The 21552-nt window shown below is 65.6% G+C and carries 21 protein-coding genes; 9 read left to right on the forward strand and 12 right to left on the reverse strand.

The window, feature by feature from the left end; all coding sequences use genetic code 11:
* Nucleotides 1–63: 63 nt before the first annotated feature.
* The 3 genes from G467_RS0107875 to G467_RS18415 are packed head-to-tail and all read right to left on the reverse strand — an operon-like array spanning nucleotide 64 to nucleotide 1019.
* Nucleotides 64–558: a hypothetical protein gene (locus G467_RS0107875; protein ID WP_155844851.1), complete on the reverse strand. Its 495-nt coding sequence runs from the start codon at nucleotides 556–558 to the stop codon at nucleotides 64–66.
* An 18-nt stretch (nucleotides 559–576) separates the two neighbouring features.
* On the reverse strand, nucleotides 577–909 hold the full coding sequence (locus G467_RS0107880; RefSeq protein ID WP_155844852.1) for a hypothetical protein: 333 nt from the start codon (nucleotides 907–909) through the stop codon (nucleotides 577–579).
* Nucleotides 897–1019, reverse strand: coding sequence for a hypothetical protein (locus G467_RS18415; RefSeq protein ID WP_281166669.1), 123 nt, complete (start codon nucleotides 1017–1019; stop codon nucleotides 897–899). The genes G467_RS0107880 and G467_RS18415 overlap by 13 nt, the downstream gene beginning before the upstream one ends.
* 142 nt (nucleotides 1020–1161) lie before the next feature.
* On the opposite strand from G467_RS18415, the gene G467_RS0107890 reads away from it, so the two are divergent.
* Nucleotides 1162–1680: a hypothetical protein gene (locus tag G467_RS0107890; RefSeq protein ID WP_026802485.1), complete on the forward strand. Its 519-nt coding sequence runs from the start codon at nucleotides 1162–1164 to the stop codon at nucleotides 1678–1680.
* Between the two features lie 110 nt (nucleotides 1681–1790).
* A complete protein-coding gene (locus tag G467_RS15955; RefSeq protein WP_022969192.1) occupies nucleotides 1791–3137 on the forward strand; it encodes a hypothetical protein in 1347 nt (448 codons plus the stop codon).
* A 74-nt stretch (nucleotides 3138–3211) separates the two neighbouring features.
* Here the strand turns inward: G467_RS15955 and G467_RS0107900 are convergent, their stop codons facing one another.
* From G467_RS0107900 to ssb, 8 genes are all read right to left on the reverse strand, one after another.
* Nucleotides 3212–4177 (reverse strand): outer membrane beta-barrel protein, encoded by a 966-nt coding sequence (locus G467_RS0107900; RefSeq protein ID WP_026802486.1) that lies wholly within the window; start codon nucleotides 4175–4177, stop codon nucleotides 3212–3214.
* A gap of 135 nt (nucleotides 4178–4312) precedes the next feature.
* Nucleotides 4313–7162 (reverse strand): autotransporter domain-containing protein, encoded by a 2850-nt coding sequence (locus G467_RS0107905; RefSeq protein ID WP_022969194.1) that lies wholly within the window; start codon nucleotides 7160–7162, stop codon nucleotides 4313–4315.
* Nucleotides 7163–7483: 321 nt separating this feature from the next.
* Nucleotides 7484–9505 (reverse strand): alpha/beta hydrolase family protein, encoded by a 2022-nt coding sequence (locus tag G467_RS15960; RefSeq protein ID WP_051130417.1) that lies wholly within the window; start codon nucleotides 9503–9505, stop codon nucleotides 7484–7486.
* A 109-nt stretch (nucleotides 9506–9614) separates the two neighbouring features.
* Nucleotides 9615–10520, reverse strand: coding sequence for a dTDP-4-dehydrorhamnose reductase (gene rfbD, locus G467_RS0107920; RefSeq protein ID WP_022969196.1), 906 nt, complete (start codon nucleotides 10518–10520; stop codon nucleotides 9615–9617).
* Complete coding sequence (gene rfbC / locus G467_RS0107925) at nucleotides 10517–11074, reverse strand: dTDP-4-dehydrorhamnose 3,5-epimerase (RefSeq protein WP_022969197.1); 558 nt, start codon at nucleotides 11072–11074, stop codon at nucleotides 10517–10519. The genes rfbD and rfbC overlap by 4 nt, the downstream gene beginning before the upstream one ends.
* Entirely contained in the window at nucleotides 11071–11955 is an 885-nt protein-coding gene (gene rfbA / locus G467_RS0107930; protein WP_022969198.1) for a glucose-1-phosphate thymidylyltransferase RfbA, read from the reverse strand. The genes rfbC and rfbA overlap by 4 nt, the downstream gene beginning before the upstream one ends.
* Nucleotides 11952–13013, reverse strand: coding sequence for a dTDP-glucose 4,6-dehydratase (gene rfbB, locus G467_RS0107935; RefSeq protein ID WP_022969199.1), 1062 nt, complete (start codon nucleotides 13011–13013; stop codon nucleotides 11952–11954). Before rfbB ends, rfbA begins: the two co-directional genes overlap by 4 nt.
* A gap of 152 nt (nucleotides 13014–13165) precedes the next feature.
* On the reverse strand, nucleotides 13166–13663 hold the full coding sequence (ssb, locus tag G467_RS0107940) for a single-stranded DNA-binding protein (RefSeq protein ID WP_022969200.1): 498 nt from the start codon (nucleotides 13661–13663) through the stop codon (nucleotides 13166–13168).
* 245 nt (nucleotides 13664–13908) lie between these two features.
* Here ssb and G467_RS0107945 point away from each other — a divergent pair, with 245 nt between their 5' ends.
* The 7 genes from G467_RS0107945 (at nucleotide 13909) to G467_RS0107975 (ending at nucleotide 20756) form a co-directional block, all read left to right on the forward strand.
* On the forward strand, nucleotides 13909–14376 hold the full coding sequence (locus G467_RS0107945) for an RrF2 family transcriptional regulator (RefSeq protein WP_022969201.1): 468 nt from the start codon (nucleotides 13909–13911) through the stop codon (nucleotides 14374–14376).
* An 83-nt stretch (nucleotides 14377–14459) separates the two neighbouring features.
* Complete coding sequence (locus tag G467_RS0107950; RefSeq protein WP_022969202.1) at nucleotides 14460–15935, forward strand: OprO/OprP family phosphate-selective porin; 1476 nt, start codon at nucleotides 14460–14462, stop codon at nucleotides 15933–15935.
* Nucleotides 15936–15959: 24 nt separating this feature from the next.
* The gene (locus G467_RS0107955; protein WP_022969203.1) at nucleotides 15960–16970 is read left to right on the forward strand and encodes a sulfate ABC transporter substrate-binding protein; all 1011 of its coding nucleotides are present in this window, start codon (nucleotides 15960–15962) and stop codon (nucleotides 16968–16970) included.
* A gap of 50 nt (nucleotides 16971–17020) precedes the next feature.
* The gene (cysT, locus tag G467_RS0107960) at nucleotides 17021–17824 is read left to right on the forward strand and encodes a sulfate ABC transporter permease subunit CysT (protein WP_211214056.1); all 804 of its coding nucleotides are present in this window, start codon (nucleotides 17021–17023) and stop codon (nucleotides 17822–17824) included.
* Nucleotides 17808–18671, forward strand: a complete 864-nt coding sequence (gene cysW, locus G467_RS15965; RefSeq protein WP_022969205.1) for a sulfate ABC transporter permease subunit CysW — start codon at nucleotides 17808–17810, stop codon at nucleotides 18669–18671. The genes cysT and cysW overlap by 17 nt, the downstream gene beginning before the upstream one ends.
* A gap of 9 nt (nucleotides 18672–18680) precedes the next feature.
* Nucleotides 18681–19730: a sulfate/molybdate ABC transporter ATP-binding protein gene (locus G467_RS0107970; protein ID WP_022969206.1), complete on the forward strand. Its 1050-nt coding sequence runs from the start codon at nucleotides 18681–18683 to the stop codon at nucleotides 19728–19730.
* Between the two features lie 27 nt (nucleotides 19731–19757).
* Nucleotides 19758–20756: a polyprenyl synthetase family protein gene (locus tag G467_RS0107975; protein ID WP_022969207.1), complete on the forward strand. Its 999-nt coding sequence runs from the start codon at nucleotides 19758–19760 to the stop codon at nucleotides 20754–20756.
* Nucleotides 20757–20760: 4 nt separating this feature from the next.
* Here the strand turns inward: G467_RS0107975 and G467_RS0107980 are convergent, their stop codons facing one another.
* The gene (locus G467_RS0107980; RefSeq protein WP_245559045.1) at nucleotides 20761–21543 is read right to left on the reverse strand and encodes a dienelactone hydrolase family protein; all 783 of its coding nucleotides are present in this window, start codon (nucleotides 21541–21543) and stop codon (nucleotides 20761–20763) included.
* Between the last annotated feature and the right edge of the window lie 9 nt (nucleotides 21544–21552).

Consider the following 21552-nt stretch of genomic DNA (forward strand, 5'->3'; position numbering starts at 1 on the left):
CGCTCTTGGAGGTGCGGGGGTGACCTTGAGACCGCTGCGCAGCCCGTTTTTTGTCCTGCCGCGTCAGTCGCTACCTTCAGCCGTCAATTCGGTTTCCGACTTGTAGGCACTATCCTCGTAGATATAGATCTTCAAGACGGACTTCTTGCTTGAGCCACTAGCTGTGAGGGAAACAAAGGGGATTTCAAGGCGATTTTCATAGCCCCCGTCAGCGCGCTGGCTGGAGACGAGCCGGACGTCGTTGAGCAATGGCCGGCCAACTCCTTCCCGCATCGAAACAGGAATTTCGATGGAACGTCCGCTATGCGATACCGCCAGCGAGCTGAGCTCATGCGCTTGGCTTTGCGCTATGTCGACGCAATAGCCGGTGGAATTGCAAAAAGACAGCTTCGCCCATTCGACCTCTCCCTCCTGGCTCGCATCTGCGAGGGACGGCAGAAAAAATAACGCAACCGCGATCATCTTCCTCAAAGCGAACATCGCATCTCCTCCGACACTCCGATCCACTGCGCCAGTTCCCATCGATGGACAGGCATTTTTGTCTAGAAGATCAGTCAAGCCAGCATTTCCAGCTTTTCATCCATTTTCATGTGCAATCGAAGTGCTTTCCTTCTTGCCCATTTTCCTGATGAGAAAATCCGTCGCCGTCGCCAGAAGAAGTCCGGTAAAAATCGTGACAACTTCGAGCTGTCCCGCCGTTAGTCCCAATCCTGGAATGGATCTGAGCGCTTCGCCCGCTGCCCAGAGGGTTGCACTGAGCAGGAGGCCCAGATAGAAAATCAGGCTCCGCCACCCGCCGACGTCGTAGTCCCATCCGACGAAGTCGATGCCCGTGCTCAAGATGAGACCAAGCAAGGTCACCATCAACACGGGATGTCGCTTGCACCAAGACGACATCATCGAATCCACTGGCTATCCCAACGCAGCTTCAGTTGCTCTTCCGGAATCTTCAATGGCAGGCAAAGCAGGGGCAGCAGCGCCAAGAGCGCTCCGAAACGGACGGGCAGATTCTTCTTCACGACTGGTTCTCCATCGATTCTGCAGCGCAATATCGGCTGCCCCCCCTTGGAGTGCAGGGGTTCCACGATACCAAGTCCCTTGACCGAACCACGAGTATTTTTCCGACTTCGCCGGAATGCCGCTCGCGGTACGGTCATAGTCATGACCAGATACATTCCAGCGATCCTCCTGTTCGTGTTCCTGCTGGCGGGCGTTCCTCTCGCACGGCCGGCTCCGAATGGCCCTGCTAGCAAAGGCGAAAGCGCGCCGAACGCAGGGTCGAACATACCCACGCACGCCACCGAACTGGTTCTGCACAAATGCATCGCACCCGACGGCACGGTCAGTTTCCAGGACAGACCCTGCGCCACGCAGTCGCGGACGGCCTGGTCGCGCGCCGTCCTTCCGGAACACGTCACTCCCGACACGCGTCGACCCACCGGCGAACGGCGTCAACGCGACCCGGGTGCTCGCATCATCGGACGCATGGCCGGATCCGATGGATCCACCGGCCTGACCCGATCCTCCCGCCCGGCAGGCGATCGCGACCCTCGTCTGGCGCGCTGCGCCCATGCCAAGGAACAACGGGACACCACTCTCGCCCGCATTGGGCTGAAGCGAACCTTCGACCTGCTGCGGGCGCTGGACCGGGAGGTCGAGATCGCCTGCCAATGCCTGTGAGCCTTGGGCGCCATGCGCTTTGCATGACGATCCAATGAATATGTGAGCTGCTTCACGGTTACTTACCGCCCAAACCGGTCCAATGCCGCCAGCACCAACGGAGATTTGGGATGAACCGCACACTTGCCGCGCTCGGCCTGTTTTTTGCTCTGGCCGCCGGTCCCGTGCTGGCCGAGGCTCCGCCGCGCTTTCCGCCCGGCAATGTCTGGAACAAGGACATCACCTACGCCCCTCTGCATCCGCAGTCGACGGCCATGATCAATGCCTGGGTTGGCCTGGGCGGTTTTGGCAATGGGCGCATGCAGATCGATTTCGCAATGCGCATCGTGCGTGCGCCGGGCGGCGCACCGACGCGCACGATCGTCGCCTACCCCGATGCCAGCGAATACTATTTCCCCGATTGCGAAGCGGCCGGCACGGCGATGCCGGTGCCCGCGAATGCGATGATCGAAGGGTCTACCAACCTGACCTGCGACAACGCCGGCGAGGATTGCCACCTGCTCGTCGTGCAGGGCAATCGCCTGTACGAGGCCTACCGCGCCAACGGGTCCGGCGCGACCGGGCTGCAGGCGCAGTGCCTGGCGATCTGGAAGCTCGATCGCGTGTATCCCGACAACAACCGCGGCGAACATTGCACGAGCGCCGATGCCGCCGGTTTCCCGATCGCGCCGCTGCTGTTCAATGCCGACGAAGTCTATGCCGCGATGCAGAACATCAACGGCGATCTCGGCCACGCGATCCGCTTCATCCTGCCGAACCCACGCATGGCCTCGACGGTCATCGACGGCGATCGCTACGGCTATTACGTGCACCCGGGCAGCCACGCCGGCGGTCCGACCGGCCCGGAATCGACCGTGCCCTATGGCTCGCGCCTGCGCCTGCGTGCGAATTTCCCGGTCAACAGCTACCCGCCGGCGGCGCAGGTGATCCTGCGCACGATGCAGCGCTACGGCATCGTGCTCGCTGACGGCGGCAACATCGCGCTGACGGCCGAAGACGATGTCTACACGACGCACAAATGGGCCGAGATCGGCATCAGCTCGCGCGTGTTCGACCAGGCCGTGCCGGCCAGTCCGGTGCGCGCGCAGGATTTCGCGATCATCGATACCGGCGCGCGCATCGTCGAAACCTGGGACTGCGTGCGCAATATCGAACCGACGGCGCCCAATCGCCTCGTCGGCACGGTCACCCGCCAGGCCGGCCTGCCGCGGCTGCCGCAGATCGTCGGTCTGACCTGGCAGGACGGCGCCGCGCAGGTCGATGTCTATCGCAACGGCGTGCTGCGCGCGACGCTGGCCAATACCCACGTGTGGTCCGACAAGGCCTTCGCCTTCAACGAGAACAGCGCGAGCTATCTGGTTTGCAATGCCGGTACGGCCGTGTGTTCGAACGCTGCCGTGCCCGCACCGACGCGGACCAACGATCCGCCGCCACCGCGCCCGCCCTCGGTGTACTGACGCGACTTATTCCAGGCACAAAAAAACAGGGCGGAATCCATTCCGCCCTGTCCATCCCCTTCGCCTGTCCGGTATCAGTGATTGATGCCGAAGCTCAGGAAGAAGCCGCGCATGGAGATGTCGGCATTGGCATCGCCAATCGCCGCGTAGTTGGGCACATAGGTCTGGCCGATCGTCGTGCCGCCGCTGGTGCTGGTGAACTGGGTCGTGTCGATGCCGCCGTGGCTCAGGTCCTGATAGCCCAGACTCAGGCTGCCGGTGCCGTTGCCCATCTTGAAGTTGCGGCCGACGGCGACGCGCATCATGCGCTGGGTCACGCCGAGACTGCGGTTGCCCGGGCTCGGTGCCGTGAACGTGCCCGATAGCACGCGGTTGCGGTCGCCATTGGCGCGCGCCTGCTGTACTTCGGCGTTGAAGAACCAGTTCGTTGCGAAGTTCTGCTTGAAGCGCAGGCCCGCGACCCAGCCCGTGTGGCTGAAGTCGGTCGTGATGACCTGGCCGAAGTTGCCGCCGCTGGAAATCGCGTCCACGCCCTGGCGGGTGTCCTGGAACTTCATGCGACGCATGCCGAGATAGGGACTGAAGGTCGAGCGCGTGCCCGGCTGCATGGTCCAACCGACGATCAGGTCGATGTTGCGGCTCTCGTAGTCGGATGAGAACCGGCTGTTGAGCGAGCAGATGTCGTCGTTGAAGTTGTTCGCCGCGATGCAGGGCGTGGACGCCGCACCGGCCAGCGCATTCGGTCCGCCGTCGGCATCGGCATTGTTGAACGCCAGCTCCACGAACAGATGTGCATCGAAGCGCAGACCCAGACGCAGCGCCCCGCTGTTGCCCGAATCGAAATCGGTGCCCGGCAGCGGCGCGAACTGCGTGCCGGTGGCATCGACGGAAAATTCATGCACGTATTCGGCATCGCTGGCGTCGTTATGGCCGTATTCGATGCTGCCGTAGAAGGTCGGCGAAGAAGCGAACGCGGCGGGCGCCATGAGGCAAAGGCCGAGGCCGGTCGCGAGAGGCAAAGCGAGGGTATTGCGATTCACGGAAGGCCTCCTGCACGTCGAAGGTGTTCGACATCGGCAGGATTAACGCAGCCGTCTGCCGGTCGAGGACAGACCGGCAAAAAAAACCGCCCGGGTCAGGAACCCGGGCGGCGTTCTCTTGCACAGCGAGGCGACTCAGCGCTGCGTGGTGATGCTCCGGACACCGGTCGTCGTGGCCGGTGTGCCGGCCTCGCTGCCGTCCGCGTCCGCGGCGTTCAGGGCCTGTGCGCCCGGAACCGGCACGGCATGGCCGAAGTCGTAGCTGATCTGGAAGCCGAAGGTCTTGTGGCTGCCGGTGCCCATCGCGGTTTCATGACGGAACAGCGTGGTCAGGGTCCAGCCGTTGGCCAGGTCCAGATCGACGCCGAACCCCGCCAGCCAGTTGCGCTGCGCGGCCGTGTCGAGGGCGAGGTGGTAGTTGGTCGCGGCCGGCAAGGTCACGTAGTTGATGTCGACATCGCTGCGACCACCGAGGTCCTGGCGATACTCGAGCATCCAGTACGGACGCACCGAGCCGGTCGACAGCGCGTGGAAATAGCTGCCTTCCACGCCGAGGGCGAGCATCGAGTTGTCGACATGCTGACGACCGTAGCGCAGGTTGTAGATGCCCGCGCCCGCTTCCTGATAGGCATCGAGCGTGGTGCGGCTGGCATCGAGGCGACCGTAGCTCGACAGGGACATCGCTTCGTTGCGATGTTCGTAGCCGAAGGTCAGCGAACCGAACTGCTGCTTGCCGTCGCGCTCGGCCAACGCCATCGTGCCGGCGACCGAACTCCAGCGACGCAGGTCGAAACCGATGTCGCCCACCCCGAGCATCGCATCGGCGAACAAGTGATCGCCATCGCGCCACAGGCCGTAGACGCTCAGCGAGCGGTACTGGCCATTCACTTCCGACCCGTTCACGCCGATGTTGCTGTCGCTCCAGCCCATGCCGGACGCAAAACCGATCAGCCAGGACTTGCCGACGCGGCGGTCGGCACCAAAGCTCAGGCCTTCGGCATGGAAGTCGAAGCCGCTGTTGCCCAGCGCGCCGTCACGATCGCCCAGCGAGACGCGGCCACCGCTCCACAGACCCCAGCCACCGAAGGTCGCCGCGTCGTCGCCGTTGAGCAGCGCGCCCGGGGCAAGATTGATGCTCGGACCGAAGCCCGAGAACAGGCTGACCTGCAGATTGTTGTCCGAACCATCGCCACTGCGGTTGCGCTGCTGACGCAGGCGCTCGCGGATGTTGTCCTGCTGCGCACGTGCGAAACGCACGCTGGCATCGACCTGCGCCTGCAGACTTCCGACCACTTCCGGATCCTTGGTCGGATCGGGACGTCCGGACACCGTCAGCGTCGCGGTCACGCTCGCCGACGCGTAGTTCGCGGTCGCGGCCTGCGTCGCCGTCAGCGTGGTCACGCCCGCGCCGGTCATCGTCACCGTGCGGCCGCTGATCGTCGCCACGGCGGCGTCGGAGCTGCTGAAGGTGAAAGCGCCGGTGCTGTTGCTGGTTGGGTCGACGAGATCGAAGGCCGCTTCGCCGTAAACCTTCACGAGGTTCGCGAAGCCGGTGATCGTCGGGATCGCCTGGTTGACGGTCAGCGTCGCGGTGATCGTGTCGCTGGTGTGATTGGCATCGGCCGCCTGGGTGGCGGTGATCGTGGTCGCGCCCGCACCAACGATGGTGACGACATCGCCGCTGACCGTGGCTACCGTCGGATCGGAACTCATGTAGGTGAACGCGCCGGTGCTGCTCGTGCTCGGCGGCGTCAGGGTGAACGCGGCATCGCCAAAGGTTTTCACCATGTCGGAGAAACCCGACAAGCCCGGCGCGGCCTGCGCGACGGTGAGGTCGGCGGTGATCGTGCCGCTGGTGAACGCCGCTGTTGCGGCCTGCGTGGCGGTGATCGTGGTGGTGCCGGTGCCGACGATCGTGACGACATCGCCGCTGATCGTGGCAACCGTGGTATCCGAGCTCTGGTACGAGAACGCACCCGGGCTGTCGCTGGTCGGCGGCGTCAACGTGAAGTCGGCATCGCCATAGGTCGCGTTCAAGTTCGGGAAATTCGACAGCGTCGGCGGACCGACCGGAACGACGGCATTCGACGGACCCGAGGGCAGACTGTCGCCCACGGCATTGGTGGCGACGACGGTGAAGGTATAGCTGACGCCATTGGTCAGGCCGTTCACGGCGATCGGAGTACCCGCGCCGGTGGCGACGATGTTGCCGGGCGTGGAGGTCACGGTGTAGCTGAGGATCGGGCTACCGCCATCGTTGAGCGGCGCGGAGAACGTCACGGTCGCGGTCGTGTTGCCCGCAGTGGCGGTGCCGATGGTCGGCGCGTCCGGCACCGTGGTCACGGGCAACGCGTCGGCCATGTACACGATGCGTTCGAAGCCGTTGTTGCCATTGAGGGAGTCGTTGGTGCCGCACCGCCAGCCGCCGTTGAGCACGCCGCCGCCGGTGTGGATGCACAGGCGCAGCGGTCCGGAGGTGCCGGGTCCGCCATACGCACCGAAGGAGGAGTCCATGATGTCGCAGGAGTTCTTGCTGGCACCCACGCCGCCCGGTCCAAAGCCCCAGGACCAGCTGCTGTTGTAGTACCAATCCGAGCCGTTCGCGGTGTGCACCGTCGCCGAATCCGTACCGGTATCGAACAGGACATCGGCACGCGGGGCCTGCGCGAGCAGGGTCAGGGTCGGGTTGCCCGTCGGACGGCAGGCCAGCATCAACCGGCCGCCGTTGCAGGCGGCCTGGATGCTCGCCAGCGACGCGCCGCTCGAGCCGTAGGTATCGCGATGGCACTCGGTCCAGCCACCGGCGGTGACGGTCGCGACGGCGACATTGGTCTGCGGACCGACCGGTACATAGGTCGGCGGTGCAGCGATCGCGGACTGACAGGCGATCAGCACGAAGGCCAGCGCGAGCAGCGACTGCCAGATCAGGCGAAGAGACGGGGCCAGTGGCCGGGAAGGTGTAGTGACGTGCAGATTCGCGCGCACAGGCGCGAGTCCGGCACCAGATACCGATTCAGACCACATAGCGATGTCCCCTGTTTATGTCGTCGCCCGGGCCGGCATGGCCTGGGGACAGTCGATCAAGCGTCCTTGCGATCCCTCTCGCGACGACACTGCACACGCGCCTGCCAGCAATGCTGTCCTGGACAGCGCGAGTAACAGCAGTCTAGGGGTTAGGACAAGTCGCGGGCAAGCGCCGCGATGTGACGGAGCGTGCAGAACGACATCGCCGACACGCGTTCGCGCGTGATTTCCAGCAAAAAGAACGGCGCCCGCAGGCGCCGTTCTTGGCAAGCATCGCGACCCTCAATGACGCGCGGCGGCGTCGCCCGAGGTCGGCTGGCCGACGTCGACCTTGCCCGCGCCGGCGCCGATGTACTTGTCGAAGAAGGCCAGCATCTTCGTGTACAGCGCCAGGTTGTTGGCCTCGTTGTAGAAGCCGTGGCCCTCGCCCGCCTGGATGATGACCACTTCCGGCGGATGGCCCGCGGCGACCAGCGCATCGCGCATCGCCTCGGTGTGCTCGCGCGGCGCGCGGCGATCCTTCTCGCCGGCGATGAGGAAGACCGGGATCTTGATCTTCGCGGCCAGGTGCACCGGCGAACGCCGCTGCAGGTCGGCCTTGTCGCTGCCGATCGTGCGCTCGAGGAAACGCCGGCCGCTCTCGGTTTCGGGGATGTCGCCTTTCTTGTACATCATCTCCAGGTCGTACACGCCGACATAGCCGACGGCGCATCGGTACAGATCGGGCTCCTTCGCCGCACCCATCAGCGAGGCATAACCGCCATAACTGCCGCCGTAGATGCAGATGCGACTGGCGTCGGCATAGCCTTTCTTGATCGCCCACTGGGTCACGTCGGTGAGGTCGTCCTGCATTTTCTCGCCCCACTGGCGATGACCGGCGTCCTGGAAACCGCTGCCGAAGCCGCCGGAGCCGCGGAAATTCAGCTGCAACACGAGATAGCCGCGACTGGCGAGCAGCTGCGTCTCCCAGTTGAAACCCCAGTCGTCGCGCGGACCGATCGGACCGCCATGCGGGTTGACGATCATCGGCAGGTTTTCGAGCTTCGCGCCGTTCGGCACGGTCAGGTAGCCGTGCAGGGTCAGGCCGTCGCGCGTGGTGAACGAGAACGGACGCACGCTCGCCATCTTCTCGCTGTCGAGCCAGTCGCGGTCGCGGATCAGGAAACGCGCCTTGCCGGTGTCGCGATCATAGAGATACAGCTCTTCGGGCTGCCGGTCGCTGCCCACGGCGACGACGATCTGCTTGCCGTCCGTGGTGGCCGTGGAGAAGTTGACGAATTTGCCGGGAAACGCATTCGCGAGCGAGGCGTAGATCGCGGTATCGGGCGAATCCTTCTCGATCAGCTCCACACGCGGCGCACCGGTACGGCTGACGATGCCGAGGATCGTCGCGCCGTCCGATCCGACAATGTATTCGGACGGTGCCGACACCGGATCCTGGAACAGCGGCTTGAACTCGCCAGTCGCCTGATCGAGCAAGCCGAAAGCCGCCGGGGCCTTGCCGTCGTCGGACTGCGCGTAGATGCGTCCGTCCTTCGCCGAACCGACCACCACGATGCGGCGGCCGTTGGCCTTGGAGCGATTGACGAGGGTCCATTCGCCGTTCGCCTCGCGGCGATACAGGTCGGTGAGTTCGGCGTAGTTGCCGGCATCGTCCTTGCTCACGAAACAGTCGGCGAAGCGCGGCTCCTTGTTGGCATCCAACGCGATCGAGCAGTTTTTAGCGGGCGCGCGCGTGATCACGCGGCGCTGGCCGGTCAGCGTATTGATCGACACGATCTCGGTATCGACCCCCTCGCCGCCGCCGCTGCTGTTGACCATCATCAGCGCGCGCGTTTCGTCCTCAGGCAGGGTTTCCATCATGTTGAATGTTTCGGAGTAAGACACCGCCTTGCTGCTTTGCGTCGCGTCCTTGGTGCCGTAGGAGATCAGGGTGCGCGAGCGCGAACCGTCGGCATCCATCGCGAACCACTCGCCGGTGTTGAACGGCGCGGCGAAGCGACCGAAATTACGCACGGCGGTGAACATCAGGCGCTTGGCGCCGACCCAATTGAACGCGCCAACGCTCTTGTCGTCGGGCAGCACGGTCTGCTTGAGCAGGCTCATGTCCTTGAGGTCGAGCACGGCCAACGCGAACTGGTCGCCGCGCTGCACGGTGATCGCGAGGTAGCGGCCGTCCGGAGAAATCTTCGCGGCACTGAACTCGGCGTGGCGCACGAAATCCTGGATCGGGATCGGACCAGCTGCGGGCGCGGCGGCCTCGGCGGCCTGCGCGACAGGCGCCAGTGCCACGGAGACGAGCATGGAAGACGCCAACATCAAGCTGCAAACAAGGTCACGGGAGGTCATCGGATTTCCTTCGAAAAAGCCTGTTGTGGGGGCTTGCAGAACAGCAAAGATTGAACGGTCGGACTCAGGCGCGCGCCTCGGCGAGTTCGCCGATGACTTCGCGCAGCCCGATGCGCCAGTCGGGCAGCGCCAGGCCGAAGTCGGCGGCGAACTTGCTGCAATCCAGGCGCGAATACGCGGGACGTTTGGCTTTGGCCGGATATTCGCTGCTCGGGATGCCGACCAGGCGCGGCGCACGTTCGATGATCTTCGCTGCCAGCGCTTCGGAATAGATCGCCGCGGCGAACTGGAACCAGCTGCATTCGCCGCCGGACACGACATGCCAGGTGCCGTCGGAGGCTTTCTCGCGCGCCAGCGCCAGGGCCGTGCTCGTGGCCAGCCAGCGCGCGGGCGTGGGCGAACCTATCTGGTCGTGCACGATGCGCAATTCGTCGCGTTCCTTCGCCAGCCGCAGCGCGGTGCGCAGGAAGTTCTGTCCACGCGAGGCATACACCCAAGCCGTACGCAGGATCATGTGCCGACAACCGCTGGCGCGCACGGCGTCCTCGCCGGCGAGTTTGCTGCGGCCGTACACCGCCAGCGGCGCGGTCGCATCGTCTTCGCGCCACGGGCGCGTGCCGTCGCCACCGAACACATAGTCGGTCGAATAGTGCACCAGGCGCGCGTCGATCTGCCGGCAGGCCTGCGCGAGTTCGCCGACGGCTTCGGCATTGATGCGCTGCGCGAGCGCGGGCTCGTCCTCGGCGCGATCCACAGCTGTATGCGCGACGGCGTTGAGCACCAGTTGCGGGCGCTGCGCGTCGATGAGTGCAGCCAGGGCGCCGGGCACGGCGAAGTCGATCTGTCCGCAGCGCTGGTTGCCGGGCAAGGCGCCGGTGTAGGTGTACGGCAGGATCTCGCCCAGGGGGGCGCAAGCACGGTGCAATTCATAGCCCAACTGACCATCGGCACCGAGCAGCAGGATCTTCATGCGGAAAACTCCGGCAGGCGCTCGGGGGAGATATCGGCGAGGAAAGGCGCGCGTTCGTCCTTGTCCGACAATGCCGGCGCGCTGACCGGCCAATCGATCGCGAGCTGACCGTCGTTCCAGCGGATGCCGGCGTCGGCCTCGCGCACGTACGGCGCGGTGCACAGATAGTGGAACACCACGCGTTCGGACAGCACGACGAACCCGTGCGCGAAGCCCTCGGGAATCCACAGTTCGCGTTTGTTCTGCGCACTGAGCACCGCAGCCGTCCAGCGCCCGAAATGCGGCGAGCCGCGACGGATATCGACGGCGACGTCATACACCTCGCCTTCGAGCACGCTGACCAGCTTTCCCTGCGGCTGCGGCCACTGATAGTGCAGGCCGCGCAACACGCCACGTTCGGAAATCGAGACGTTGCTCTGCACGAAGTTCAGGTCGAGGCCGGCCTGCGCCCAGCGCGGCTTGTTCCAGGATTCGTAGAACGCACCGCGGCTGTCGCCGAACACCTGCGGTTCGATGAGCTTGCAGCCCGGCAGGTCGGTGTCGTGGATTTTCATTCGACGCGCGCGTGCTCGAGCAGACTCAGCAGGTATTCGCCGTAGCCGTTCTTGGCCAGCGGCCGGGCCAGCTCGCGCAGCTGCGCGGCATCGATCCAACCGTTGAACAGCGCGATCTCTTCCGGACAGCACACGCGCAGCCCCTGACGCGCCTCGATGGTCTCGATGAAATTCGAGGCCTGCAGCAGCGATTCATGCGTACCGGTGTCGAGCCAGGCATAACCGCGCCCGAGCCGCTCCAGATGCAAGGCCTCTTCAGCCAAATAGGCACGATTGAGATCGGTGATCTCAAGCTCGCCACGCGGCGACGGCGTGAGCTTCGCCGCGAACGCCGGCGCGCGGCCGTCGTAGAAATACAGGCCGGTGACGGCGTACTGGGATTTCGGTTTCGCCGGTTTTTCTTCCAGACCGATCACGCGGCCGGCCGCGTCGAATTCGGCGACGCCGTAGCGCTCGGGATCCTTGACCCAGTACCCGAACACCGTCGCGCCTTCGGTGCGCGCATCGGCGCGTTGCAGCAATTCGGTCAGGCCCTGGCCATGGAAGATGTTGTCGCCGAGCACCAGACAACTCGGCGCGCCGGCGAGAAACTCGCGGCCGATCAGGAAGGCCTGCGCAAGCCCGTCGGGACTGGGCTGCACGGCGTACTCGATCTTCATGCCCCACTGCGACCCATCGCCGAGCAGGCGCTGGAACAGGGCCTGCTCATGCGGCGTGTTGATGATCAGCACCTCGCGGATGCCGGCCAGCATCAGCACGCTGAGCGGGTAATAGATCATCGGCTTGTCGTACACCGGCAACAGCTGCTTGCTGATGCACTGGGTGATGGGATACAGGCGCGTGCCGGAACCGCCGGCGAGAACGATGCCCTTGCGCTTCATGCCGCGACTCCCTGGCCGATGCGTTCGAGCCGATAACTGCCATCCAGGACGCGCTGCGTCCAGTCTTCATGCGCGAGATACCAGTCGACGGTGCGCGCGATGCCCTCTTCGAAGGCGACCTCGGGTGCCCAGCCCAGCTCGCGCTTGAGCTTGCTCGCGTCGATCGCGTAACGGCGGTCATGACCGGGTCGATCGGCGACAAAACGGATCTGCGCCTCACGCGGCTGGCCGTCGCCGCGCGGGCGGCGCGCATCGAGCAGGGCGCAGATGGTTTTCACCACGTCGATGTTCATGCGCTCGGCATCGCCGCCGACGTTGTAGGTTTCGCCGATGCGGCCGGCTTCCAGCACACGCCGGATCGCCGCGCAGTGGTCGCTGACGTACAGCCAGTCGCGCACGTTGCGGCCGTCGCCGTAGACCGGCAAGGCGTCGCCGGCGAGCGCCTTGAGGATGATCAGCGGAATGAGTTTTTCCGGAAACTGGTACGGCCCGTAGTTGTTCGAGCAGTTCGTCGTCAGCACCGGCAGACCGTAGGTGTGATGAAAGGCGCGCACCAGATGATCGGAAGCCGCCTTGCTGGCCGAGTACGGCGAGTTGGGTGCGTAGGGCGTTTCTTCGGTGAAAGCGCCGGACTCGCCGAGCGAGCCGTAGACCTCGTCGGTCGAGACATGCAGGAAGCGGAAGGCGTCGCGCTCGCCGTCGGGCAGCGTGCGCCAGTGGTCGCGCACGGCCTCGAGCAGGGCCAGCGTGCCGACGACATTGGTCTGCACGAAGGCCGCAGGTCCGTCGATGGAGCGGTCGACATGGCTTTCGGCGGCGAAGTTCACGATCGCGGCCGGGCGGTGTTCGGCGAGCAGGCGCGCGACCAGGGCCGCATCGCCGATGTCGCCGCGCACGAAGACATGCTGCGCATGACCATCGAGGGCCTTGAGCGTGTCGGGATTGCCGGCATAGGTCAGGGCATCGAGGTTGACGATGCGCACGCCCGCCGCGACCGCCGACAGCACGAAATTGCCGCCGATGAAGCCGGCGCCGCCGGTGACCAGCCAGGTCTGCATGTCGATCCTTCGAATTCCCTTGCCCGCAAGGATATCGGATGCGGCAGAGGCTGCGAACCCGGCGCGGGCGGGGGTGTCGGAGGCGGCGCTTGCCGCAATGCAACAGGCCCGCGCAAGGCGGGCCTGTTGGTACGGCGAAACGCGGTAACGAATCAGAACGGAATATCGTCGTCCGGGAACGGTTCGTCGTTGCGGCTGGGTGGCATCGGCGCGTTGCCGCCGCTGCTGCCGCCACCGCGCGGTGCACCGCCACGGGAACCGCCGCCGTAGCTGTCGCCGCCCGATTCACGCGGGGCGCGCTCGCCGCCGCCTTCCGACTTGCCGCCGAGCATCTGCATGTCGCTGGCGATGATATCGGTGCTGTATTTCTCCACACCCGACTTGTCGGTGTACTTCTCGGTGCGCAGCGAGCCTTCGATGTAGACCTGGCCGCCTTTCTTGAGATATTCGCCAGCGATGTCGGCCAACTTGCCGAAGAACTTCACCCGGTGCCACTCGGTGCGTTCCTGTTTTTCGCCGTTCTTGTCCTTCCACGATTCGTTGGTCGCGACCGAGACGGTGGTCAGCGTCGTGCCGCTCTGCGAGTACCGCACTTCCGGGTCGCGGCCGAGCGTGCCGACCAGAATCACCTTGTTGATGCCACGTGCCATGTCGTTTCCTTCCTGAACTTTCCGAGCCGGGGTCGAGCAATCCTGAAGTATACGCAGGGGCCGGGGGCAGCCGGAATCCGCCGCTGGCCCGGGTCAGGCAAGGCCGCGTTCCGGCCCCCGGAGCGCCTCATGCCGCACCAGCATGAGCACATGGCGAAACGCCATAACCAATTGTTTTATATGGGATTGACGGTCAATCCAGGGGAACTCTATAAGTTCAGTGTGATTTTCGTCCCCGGCCCGCCATGCTGACCATGAAAGCCAAATACGCCCTGCGCGCCCTGTGCGCCCTGACCCGGTCCGATCCCGACCGGCGCATGGCGCGCGAGATCGCCCGCGACGCCGCCGTGCCGGAGAAATTCCTCGAAGCCATCCTGGTCGAGCTGCGCAACGGCGGGCTCGTCGAGAGCAAGCGCGGACTGTCCGGCGGCCACCGGTTGGCGCGCCCGGCCGACCGGATCAGCGTGGGCGACATCGTGCGCCTCATCGACGGCCCGATCGCACCGATCCGCTGCGCCTCGGTCACCGCCTACAAGCCCTGCGAGGATTGCCCCGATCCGGACCGCTGCGCCCTGCGCGCGCTCATGGGCGAAGTGCGCACGGCGATATCCTCGGTGATCGATCAACGCACGCTGCGCCAACTTAGCGACGACGTCCGCCGGCAGACCCCGTCCCCGTCCGAGGAGGTCTCATGGACCCGCGCCCGTCTTTGAACGACCGCGTCGCGCGGACACCGCATCCCTGCCAACCCGACGACGGGAGGCGTCCCATGAAATCCGCCACTTCCGGAGCTCCGATGTCACGCCCTTCGCTCTCCCTCGCGGCCCTGCTTGCCGCCCTGCCCCTGCAGACCTTCGCCGCGCCGGCATCGCTGGCCACCGCCGCCCCCAGCGCAGCCGAAGAACCCGCCGATGCCGCCACGCTGCGCGCGCTGTCCGAGCGACTGCGCGCACTCGAACAACGCCTGGGCAATCCCGTCACGACTGCCGACACCACCGCCAGCAACGATGGCCTGGCGACGCTGGACCAGCGCCTGCGCGTGCTCGAACGCAAACTCGAACTGCAGCAGGATGACGCGACCGCGAAGGCGCAGTCGGCGCCCGTAATCAGCCTCGGCGAAAAAGGCTTGGCGGTGCGTAGCGCCGACACCCAGTTCGAGATCAAGCTGCGCGGCACCGTGCAGGCCGACCTGCGCCAGTATTCGGGCGACGACGGCGCGGCGGTGAACGACACCTTCCTGTTCCGGCGCATCCGTCCGACGCTGGAAGGCTCGCTCGGTCCCTTGCTCGGATTCCGCCTGACACCGGAGTTCGCCGGCGACAGCGCCACCGTCATCGATGCCTACATCGATGTGCGCTTCAATCCCGCGTACACGCTGCGCGTGGGCAAGCTCAAGGGACCGATCGGTCTCGAACGCCTGCAATCGGCGAACGCGATCGCGCTGATCGAACGCGGCTTCCCGACCGAGCTCGCGCCCAACCGCGATATCGGCGCGCAGTTGCAGGGCGAGCTCGCGGCGGGTCGCGTCAACTACGCGATCGGCGTGTTCAACGGCGCCCCCGATGGCCGCGACAGCCCCACCGTCGATGCCGACGACAACGTCGAATACGCCGGTCGTGTGTTCTTCGAGCCGTGGAAAAACAGCGCGAGCGGCTTGTCCGGCCTGGGCTTCGGCCTGGCCGCGAGCAGCGGCGTCAAGGAAGGCAGCGGCAACAACTTCCTGCCGCGTTATCGCACGCCGGGACAGAACACCTTCTTCAACTACCGCGCCGCGGTGACGGCCGACGGCAAGCACACCCGCCTGTCTCCGCAGGCCTACTACTACCGCAACGCGTTCGGCCTGCTCGGCGAATACATCCGTTCCGAACAGGAAGTGTGGCTGCCGGGCAATGCCGCCTCGCGCATCGACCTCGAGAACACCGCCTGGCAACTCACCGGCAGCTGGGTGCTGACCGGCGAAGACGCCAGCTACAAAGGCGTGGTTCGCCCAGCGCATCCCTTCGTGCCCGGCGGCGACGGCTTCGGCGCGCTGGAACTGGTGGCGCGCTACGGCGAACTCGATGTCGACGACGACGCGTTCCCGCGCTATGCCGACCGTTCGCTGTCCGCAACGCGCTCGCGCGCCTGGGGCGTGGGCCTGAACTGGTATCTGAGCGCGAATCTCAAGCTCGTCTTCAACCACACGCGTGCCAGTTTCGACGGCGGCGCGCCGCTTAGTGCCGATCGCCCCGACGAGAAGACCTTCTTCTCGCGCGTCCAGGTCTCGTTCTGATTCTGTGCCCCACGGAGCCAAAAAATGAATCGCCTTTCCAGCTTTTTCCTCGCCACAGCCCTCACGCTCGGCACCGGTCTGGCCGCCGCCAAGGGCGGCACCTTGCTCAACGTGTCCTACGATCCCACACGCGAGTTCTATCGCGAGGTCAACACCGCCTTCGCCGCGCAATGGCAGGCGCAGACGAAACAGACGCTCGACATCCAGACCTCGCATGGCGGCTCGGGCAAACAAGCCCGCGCCGTCATCGACGGTCTCGAAGCCGACGTGGTCACGCTGGCACTCGCCGCCGACATCGATTCGATTTCCGACAAGGCCAAATTGCTGCCGCCGAACTGGCAGACGCGCCTGCCCAACAACAGCACACCGTACCGGTCGACGATCGTGTTCCTGGTGCGCAAGGGCAATCCCAAGGCGATCAAGGACTGGGACGATCTCGTACGCCCCGGCATATCGGTGATCACGCCCAATCCCAAGACCTCCGGCGGCGCACGCTGGAACTATCTCGCGGCTTGGGCGTTCGCGGCCAAGCGCTTCGATGGCGACGGCGGCAAGACCAAGGACTTCCTTGCACGCCTGTACGGCAATGTGCCGGTGCTCGATACCGGCGCGCGCGGCTCGACCACGACCTTCATGAACCGCGGCATCGGCGATGTGCTGATCGCCTGGGAAAACGAGGCGTTTCTCGCGCTCGACGAGCCCGAAGGCAAGGATTTGCAGATCATCGTGCCCAGCCTGAGCATCCTCGCCGAGCCGCCGGTCGCGGTTGTCGACAAGAACGTCGATCGCCATGGCACGCGCAAGGCCGCCGAAGCCTATCTGGCCTTCCTGTATTCCGCGCAGGGCCAGCAGCTCGCGGCCAAGCATCACTTCCGTCCCTCGCGTCCGGACCTCGTGCCGGCGGCGGCGCTGGCGAAGTTCCCGACAGTCACCACGGTCACGATCGACGGCGCGTTCGGCGGTTGGAAAAGAGCGCAGGCGTTGCACTTCGCCGATGGCGGCCTGTTCGACCAGATCTACAAGCCTGCGCGTTGATGACGTCCACCCTCGCCCATTGGCAGCACCGATGGCGCCAGGCCGGGCCACTGCCCGGCCTGGGCCTCACGCTGGGATTGAGCCTGACCTGGCTCAGCCTGATCGTGCTCATTCCTCTCGCCGCGCTGTTGCTCAAGGCGGCGGGCGTGGGTCCGGCGGGCTGGTGGGCGATCATCAGCGATGCGCGCGTGTTCGCCGCGCTCAAACTCAGTTTCGGCACCGCCCTGCTCGCCGCATTCATCGATACCTTCATCGGCGCGCTGATCGCGTGGGTGCTGGTGCGTTATCGCTTTCCGGGCCGCCGCGTGTTCGATGCTTTCATCGACCTGCCGTTCGCCCTGCCGACCGCCGTGGCCGGCATCGCGCTTACCGCTATTTATGCAGGCAACGGCTGGATCGGCCAATGGCTGGCTCTGGTCGGCATCAAAGTCGCGTATGCGCCGGCCGGCATCGTCATGGCCCTGCTGTTCATCGGCCTGCCCTTCACCGTGCGCACGGTGCAGCCCGTGCTGGAAACCCTGCATGTCGAGCACGAGGAAGCCGCAGCCTCGCTTGGTGCAAGCCGCTTCACCACGCTCTGGCGCGTGCTGCTGCCGCAGGTACTGCCGGCGATGCTCACCGGCTTCGCGCTCGCGTTCGCGCGCGGCGTCGGCGAATACGGCTCGGTGATCTTCATCGCCGGCAACCTGCCCTATGTCTCCGAGATCGCGCCGCTGCTGGTGGTGATCAAGCTCGAGGAGTTCGACTACGGCGGCGCCACGGTGATCGCGACGCTGATGCTGGCGACCTCGTTCCTGATCCTGTTCCTGATCAACCTGCTGCAGCGGAGGCTCGCCCGTGGCCAATCGCACTGAACCCCGGCTCGCGGCCACGACCGAACCGGCCTGGCTGCGCTGGTTGCTGACGCTCGCGGCGATTGCACTGATCGCGTTCGTGGTGCTGTTGCCACTGGCCGTGGTGATCGTCGAAGCCGCGGCGGAGGGCTGGCAGGCTTATGTCGCTGCCATCGCTGACGGCGAAACGCGATCCGCAATCGGACTGACCCTGCTCGTTGCCACGCTGTGCGTGCCCGCGAACGTGGTGTTCGGCGTCGCGACGGCCTGGGCGATCACGAAATTCCGCTTCCCGGGCAAACAACTATTGTTGACCTTCATCGATCTGCCGTTCTCCGTCTCACCCGTGGTCGCGGGCCTGGTGTTCGTGCTGATTTTCGGTGCGCAGGGCTGGTTCGGCCCCTGGCTGCGCGAGCACGAAATCAAGATCATTTTCGCGACGCCCGGCATCGTGCTGGCGACGTTCTTCGTCACGTTCCCCTTCGTCGCGCGCGAACTCATCCCGCTGATGCAGCAGCAAGGTCAGGATCAGGAAGAAGCCGCCGCGTCGCTCGGCGCGGGCGGCTGGCAGGTGTTCTGGCGCGTGACCTTTCCGAACGTGCGCTGGGCGCTGCTGTACGGCGTGCTCCTGTGCAATGCCCGCGCGATGGGCGAGTTCGGCGCTGTATCGGTGGTCTCCGGGCACATCCGCGGACTGACCAACACGCTGCCGCTGCAGGTGGAAATCCTGCACAACGAATTCAACACGGCGGCCGCGTTTTCAGTCGCCTCCCTGCTGACCCTCTTGGCCCTGGTGACCTTGGGCCTGAAACTTTGGCTCGAACGCCGGCATGGCCACGAGCTCGCGCGCACCGCGCGTTCCCACTGACGGAGACCCATGGACATCCTGATTGAAGGCGTCGGCAAGCAGTTCGAAGGCTTTGCCGCGCTCAACCCGATCGACCTGGCGATTCCCTCGGGACAGCTGGTCGCCCTGCTCGGCCCCTCGGGCTCGGGCAAGACAACCCTGCTGCGCCTGATCGCGGGCCTGCTGCCGGTCGATGGCGGTCGCATCGTGTTCGGCGGTCGCGATGCGACGCGCCTGAGCCTGCGCGAACGTCGCGTCGGTTTCGTGTTCCAGCACTACGCGCTGTTTCCGCACATGAGCGTATTCGAGAACGTCGCGTTCGGCCTGCGCTCCAAGCCGCGACGGGAGAGACCGGCCGAGCCGGCGATACGTGCGAGCGTCGACAAGCTGCTCGAACTCGTACAGATGGCCGCGCTGCGCGACCGGTTGCCGGCACAACTGTCCGGCGGCCAGCGCCAGCGCGTGGCCCTGGCGCGCGCGATGGCGATCGACCCGACCGTACTGCTGCTCGACGAACCCTTCGGCGCGCTCGACGCGAAAGTGCGCGTCGAGCTGCGCCGTTGGCTGCGCACCCTGCACGACGAAACCGGCCTGACGACGGTGTTCGTCACCCACGATCAGGAAGAGGCGCTCGACCTGGCCGATCGCGTGGTGGTGATGAATCGCGGCGCGATCGAACAGGACGACGTGCCCGACCGCGTCTATGGTCATCCGGCCTCGCCCTTCGTGTTCGACTTCATCGGTCGTTCCAATCAGATCGAGGGCGAGGTGCGCGACAGCCTGTTCTTCGCGCCGGGCATGTCGACGCCGCTGGCCGGCGACGGCTGCCGCGCGGGGCCGGCCACGCTGTATTCACGACCGCACGACCTGCGCCTGAGCGAGTCCAAGCGCGGGCTGCAGGCGACCGTGCAGGAGGTGCGGCGGCTGGCCGGACGCGTCACGCTCGAGGCGACCCTGGCCGGTCAGGCGCGGCCCCTGGTGATGGACCTGTCCAGCCACGACCTGCTGCAATTGCCGCAGCCCGGCGAACGCGTGAACCTGTCCCTGGACCGCTATCGTGTCTTCCCAACGACACGCTGAACACCGCACGCCGCTTATAATGTGCCCATGTCAGCCCAAGCCCACGCCTCCGCCCTGCCCGGCATCGCCGAAATCCAGCAACTGGCCGTCGCCGACATGGCGCAGGTCAATTCGCTGATCCGGCGCCGGCTCGATTCCGACGTCGTCCTGATCCAGCAGATCTCCGAGCACATCGTCGCCGCCGGCGGCAAACGCCTGCGACCGCTGCTGGCAGTGCTGGCGGCGCGCGCGCTCGGTTACGGCGGCGGCGATCACCACCAGCTCGCGGCAATCATCGAATTCATCCACACCTCGACCCTGCTGCACGACGACGTGGTCGATGAATCGGACCTGCGCCGCGGCCGCAAGACCGCGAATGCACTGTGGGGCAATGCGCCGAGCGTGCTGGTCGGCGATTTCCTGTACTCGCGCAGTTTCCAACTGATGGTCGAACTCGATTCGATGCCGATCATGCGCGTGCTGGCCGACACCACGAACCAGATCGCCGAGGGTGAAGTGCTGCAGCTGCTGCACGTGCACAACCCCGATACCGACGAAGCGGCCTACCTGCGCGTGATCGAGCGCAAGACCGCGGTGCTGTTCGCCGCCGCGACGCGCCTGGGCGCGCTGGTCGCCGGCGCCGATGCCCCGGTGCAGCAGGCGATGCACGACTACGGCCTGAATCTGGGCCTCGCCTTCCAGATCGCCGACGACGTGCTCGACTACACCGCCGATGCGCAGACGCTGGGCAAGAATCTCGGCGACGATCTCGCCGAGGGCAAGGCGACCTTGCCGGTGATCCACGCGCTCGCGCATGCCGACGCGACCCTGCGCGAGCGATTGGCGACGATCATTCGCGAAGGCGACAGCCAGGCGCTGCCCGAGGTCGTCGCGGCGATCCATGCCAGCGGTGGACTGGAATACAGCCAGCGCACCGCCGCGCGCTATGCGCGGGCGGCCGAGGCCTGCCTGGACGGACTCGCCGACAATCCGTGGACGGCCGCGCTGCGCGGCCTGGCGCGCTACGCGATCGAACGCAACCACTGAATCCTTATTTCTTGGCGAAGACGTCGCCGAAGAACTCGTGCATCAGGCGCACGCTGCGGCGGTAGCTCGGCGCGTGGTACATGCAGCCGCCCGGGCCTTTTTCGTCGGGTTCGGCGAAACAATGCACGGCACCGCCGAAACTGACGAACTGCCAGTCGGCGCCGGCGCTGCGCATTTCTTCCTGGAACGCCACGATGGATTCCTGCGACACGTACTTGTCGTCGCCGCCGTTCATCACCAGCACCGGGGCTTTCAGCGCGCCCTTGGTCGCCGGCATCTTGGTCGAGAGATTGCCGTGGAAGGTGGCCACGCCCTTGAGATCGGCACCGCTGCGCGCGAGTTCCAGCGCCACCGCACCGCCGAAGCAAAAGCCAATCGCGCCGATGCGCGTGGTGTCGACCGGCGCTTTCTTGCCGGCGCCACGCAAGGCCGCGAGCGCGGCATTAACGCGCGTACGCAGGCCCGCAGGATCGGCATAGACCGCGGCCGTGGCCTTGCCCGCTTCATCGGCATTGGCCGGACGCACGCCGCGACCGTACATGTCGACGAGCAGGATCACGTAGTCCTTGCCGGCCAGCGTCTTGGCCTTGGCCACCGCGCTGTCGGTGACGCCGTACCAGTTCGGCACCATGACCACGCCCGGGCGCGGCGCCTTGCTGGCGTCGTCCCAGACCAGATAGCCGTCGAAGGTCTTGCCGTCGGCCGTCCAGCTGATCTTGTCGGCACGCGGCGCGGCCAGCGCGGAGAAACTCACGAAGAACAGACACAGCAGCATCAGACGGCGCATGACAGGCAT

The sequence above is a fragment of the Arenimonas oryziterrae DSM 21050 = YC6267 genome (assembly GCF_000420545.1).
GTDB classification, from domain to species: Bacteria; Pseudomonadota; Gammaproteobacteria; order Xanthomonadales; family Xanthomonadaceae; genus Arenimonas; species Arenimonas oryziterrae.

Excerpts from the sequence above, each read along its gene's own strand:
- G467_RS0107890 (WP_026802485.1), top strand. The coding sequence starts at position 1,162 with ATGACCAGATACATTCCAGCGATCCTCCTGTTCGTGTTCCTGCTGGCG.
- G467_RS15955 (WP_022969192.1), top strand. The coding sequence starts at position 1,791 with ATGAACCGCACACTTGCCGCGCTCGGCCTGTTTTTTGCTCTGGCCGCC.
- G467_RS15960 (WP_051130417.1), bottom strand. The coding sequence starts at position 9,505 with ATGCTCGTCTCCGTGGCACTGGCGCCTGTCGCGCAGGCCGCCGAGGCC.
- rfbD (WP_022969196.1), bottom strand. The coding sequence starts at position 10,520 with ATGAAGATCCTGCTGCTCGGTGCCGATGGTCAGTTGGGCTATGAATTG.
- rfbC (WP_022969197.1), bottom strand. The coding sequence starts at position 11,074 with ATGAAAATCCACGACACCGACCTGCCGGGCTGCAAGCTCATCGAACCG.
- rfbA (WP_022969198.1), bottom strand. The coding sequence starts at position 11,955 with ATGAAGCGCAAGGGCATCGTTCTCGCCGGCGGTTCCGGCACGCGCCTG.
- rfbB (WP_022969199.1), bottom strand. The coding sequence starts at position 13,013 with ATGCAGACCTGGCTGGTCACCGGCGGCGCCGGCTTCATCGGCGGCAAT.
- ssb (WP_022969200.1), bottom strand. The coding sequence starts at position 13,663 with ATGGCACGTGGCATCAACAAGGTGATTCTGGTCGGCACGCTCGGCCGC.
- G467_RS0107945 (WP_022969201.1), top strand. The coding sequence starts at position 13,909 with ATGCTGACCATGAAAGCCAAATACGCCCTGCGCGCCCTGTGCGCCCTG.
- G467_RS0107950 (WP_022969202.1), top strand. The coding sequence starts at position 14,460 with ATGTCACGCCCTTCGCTCTCCCTCGCGGCCCTGCTTGCCGCCCTGCCC.
- G467_RS0107955 (WP_022969203.1), top strand. The coding sequence starts at position 15,960 with ATGAATCGCCTTTCCAGCTTTTTCCTCGCCACAGCCCTCACGCTCGGC.
- G467_RS0107970 (WP_022969206.1), top strand. The coding sequence starts at position 18,681 with ATGGACATCCTGATTGAAGGCGTCGGCAAGCAGTTCGAAGGCTTTGCC.
- G467_RS0107975 (WP_022969207.1), top strand. The coding sequence starts at position 19,758 with ATGTCAGCCCAAGCCCACGCCTCCGCCCTGCCCGGCATCGCCGAAATC.
- G467_RS0107980 (WP_245559045.1), bottom strand. The coding sequence starts at position 21,543 with ATGCGCCGTCTGATGCTGCTGTGTCTGTTCTTCGTGAGTTTCTCCGCG.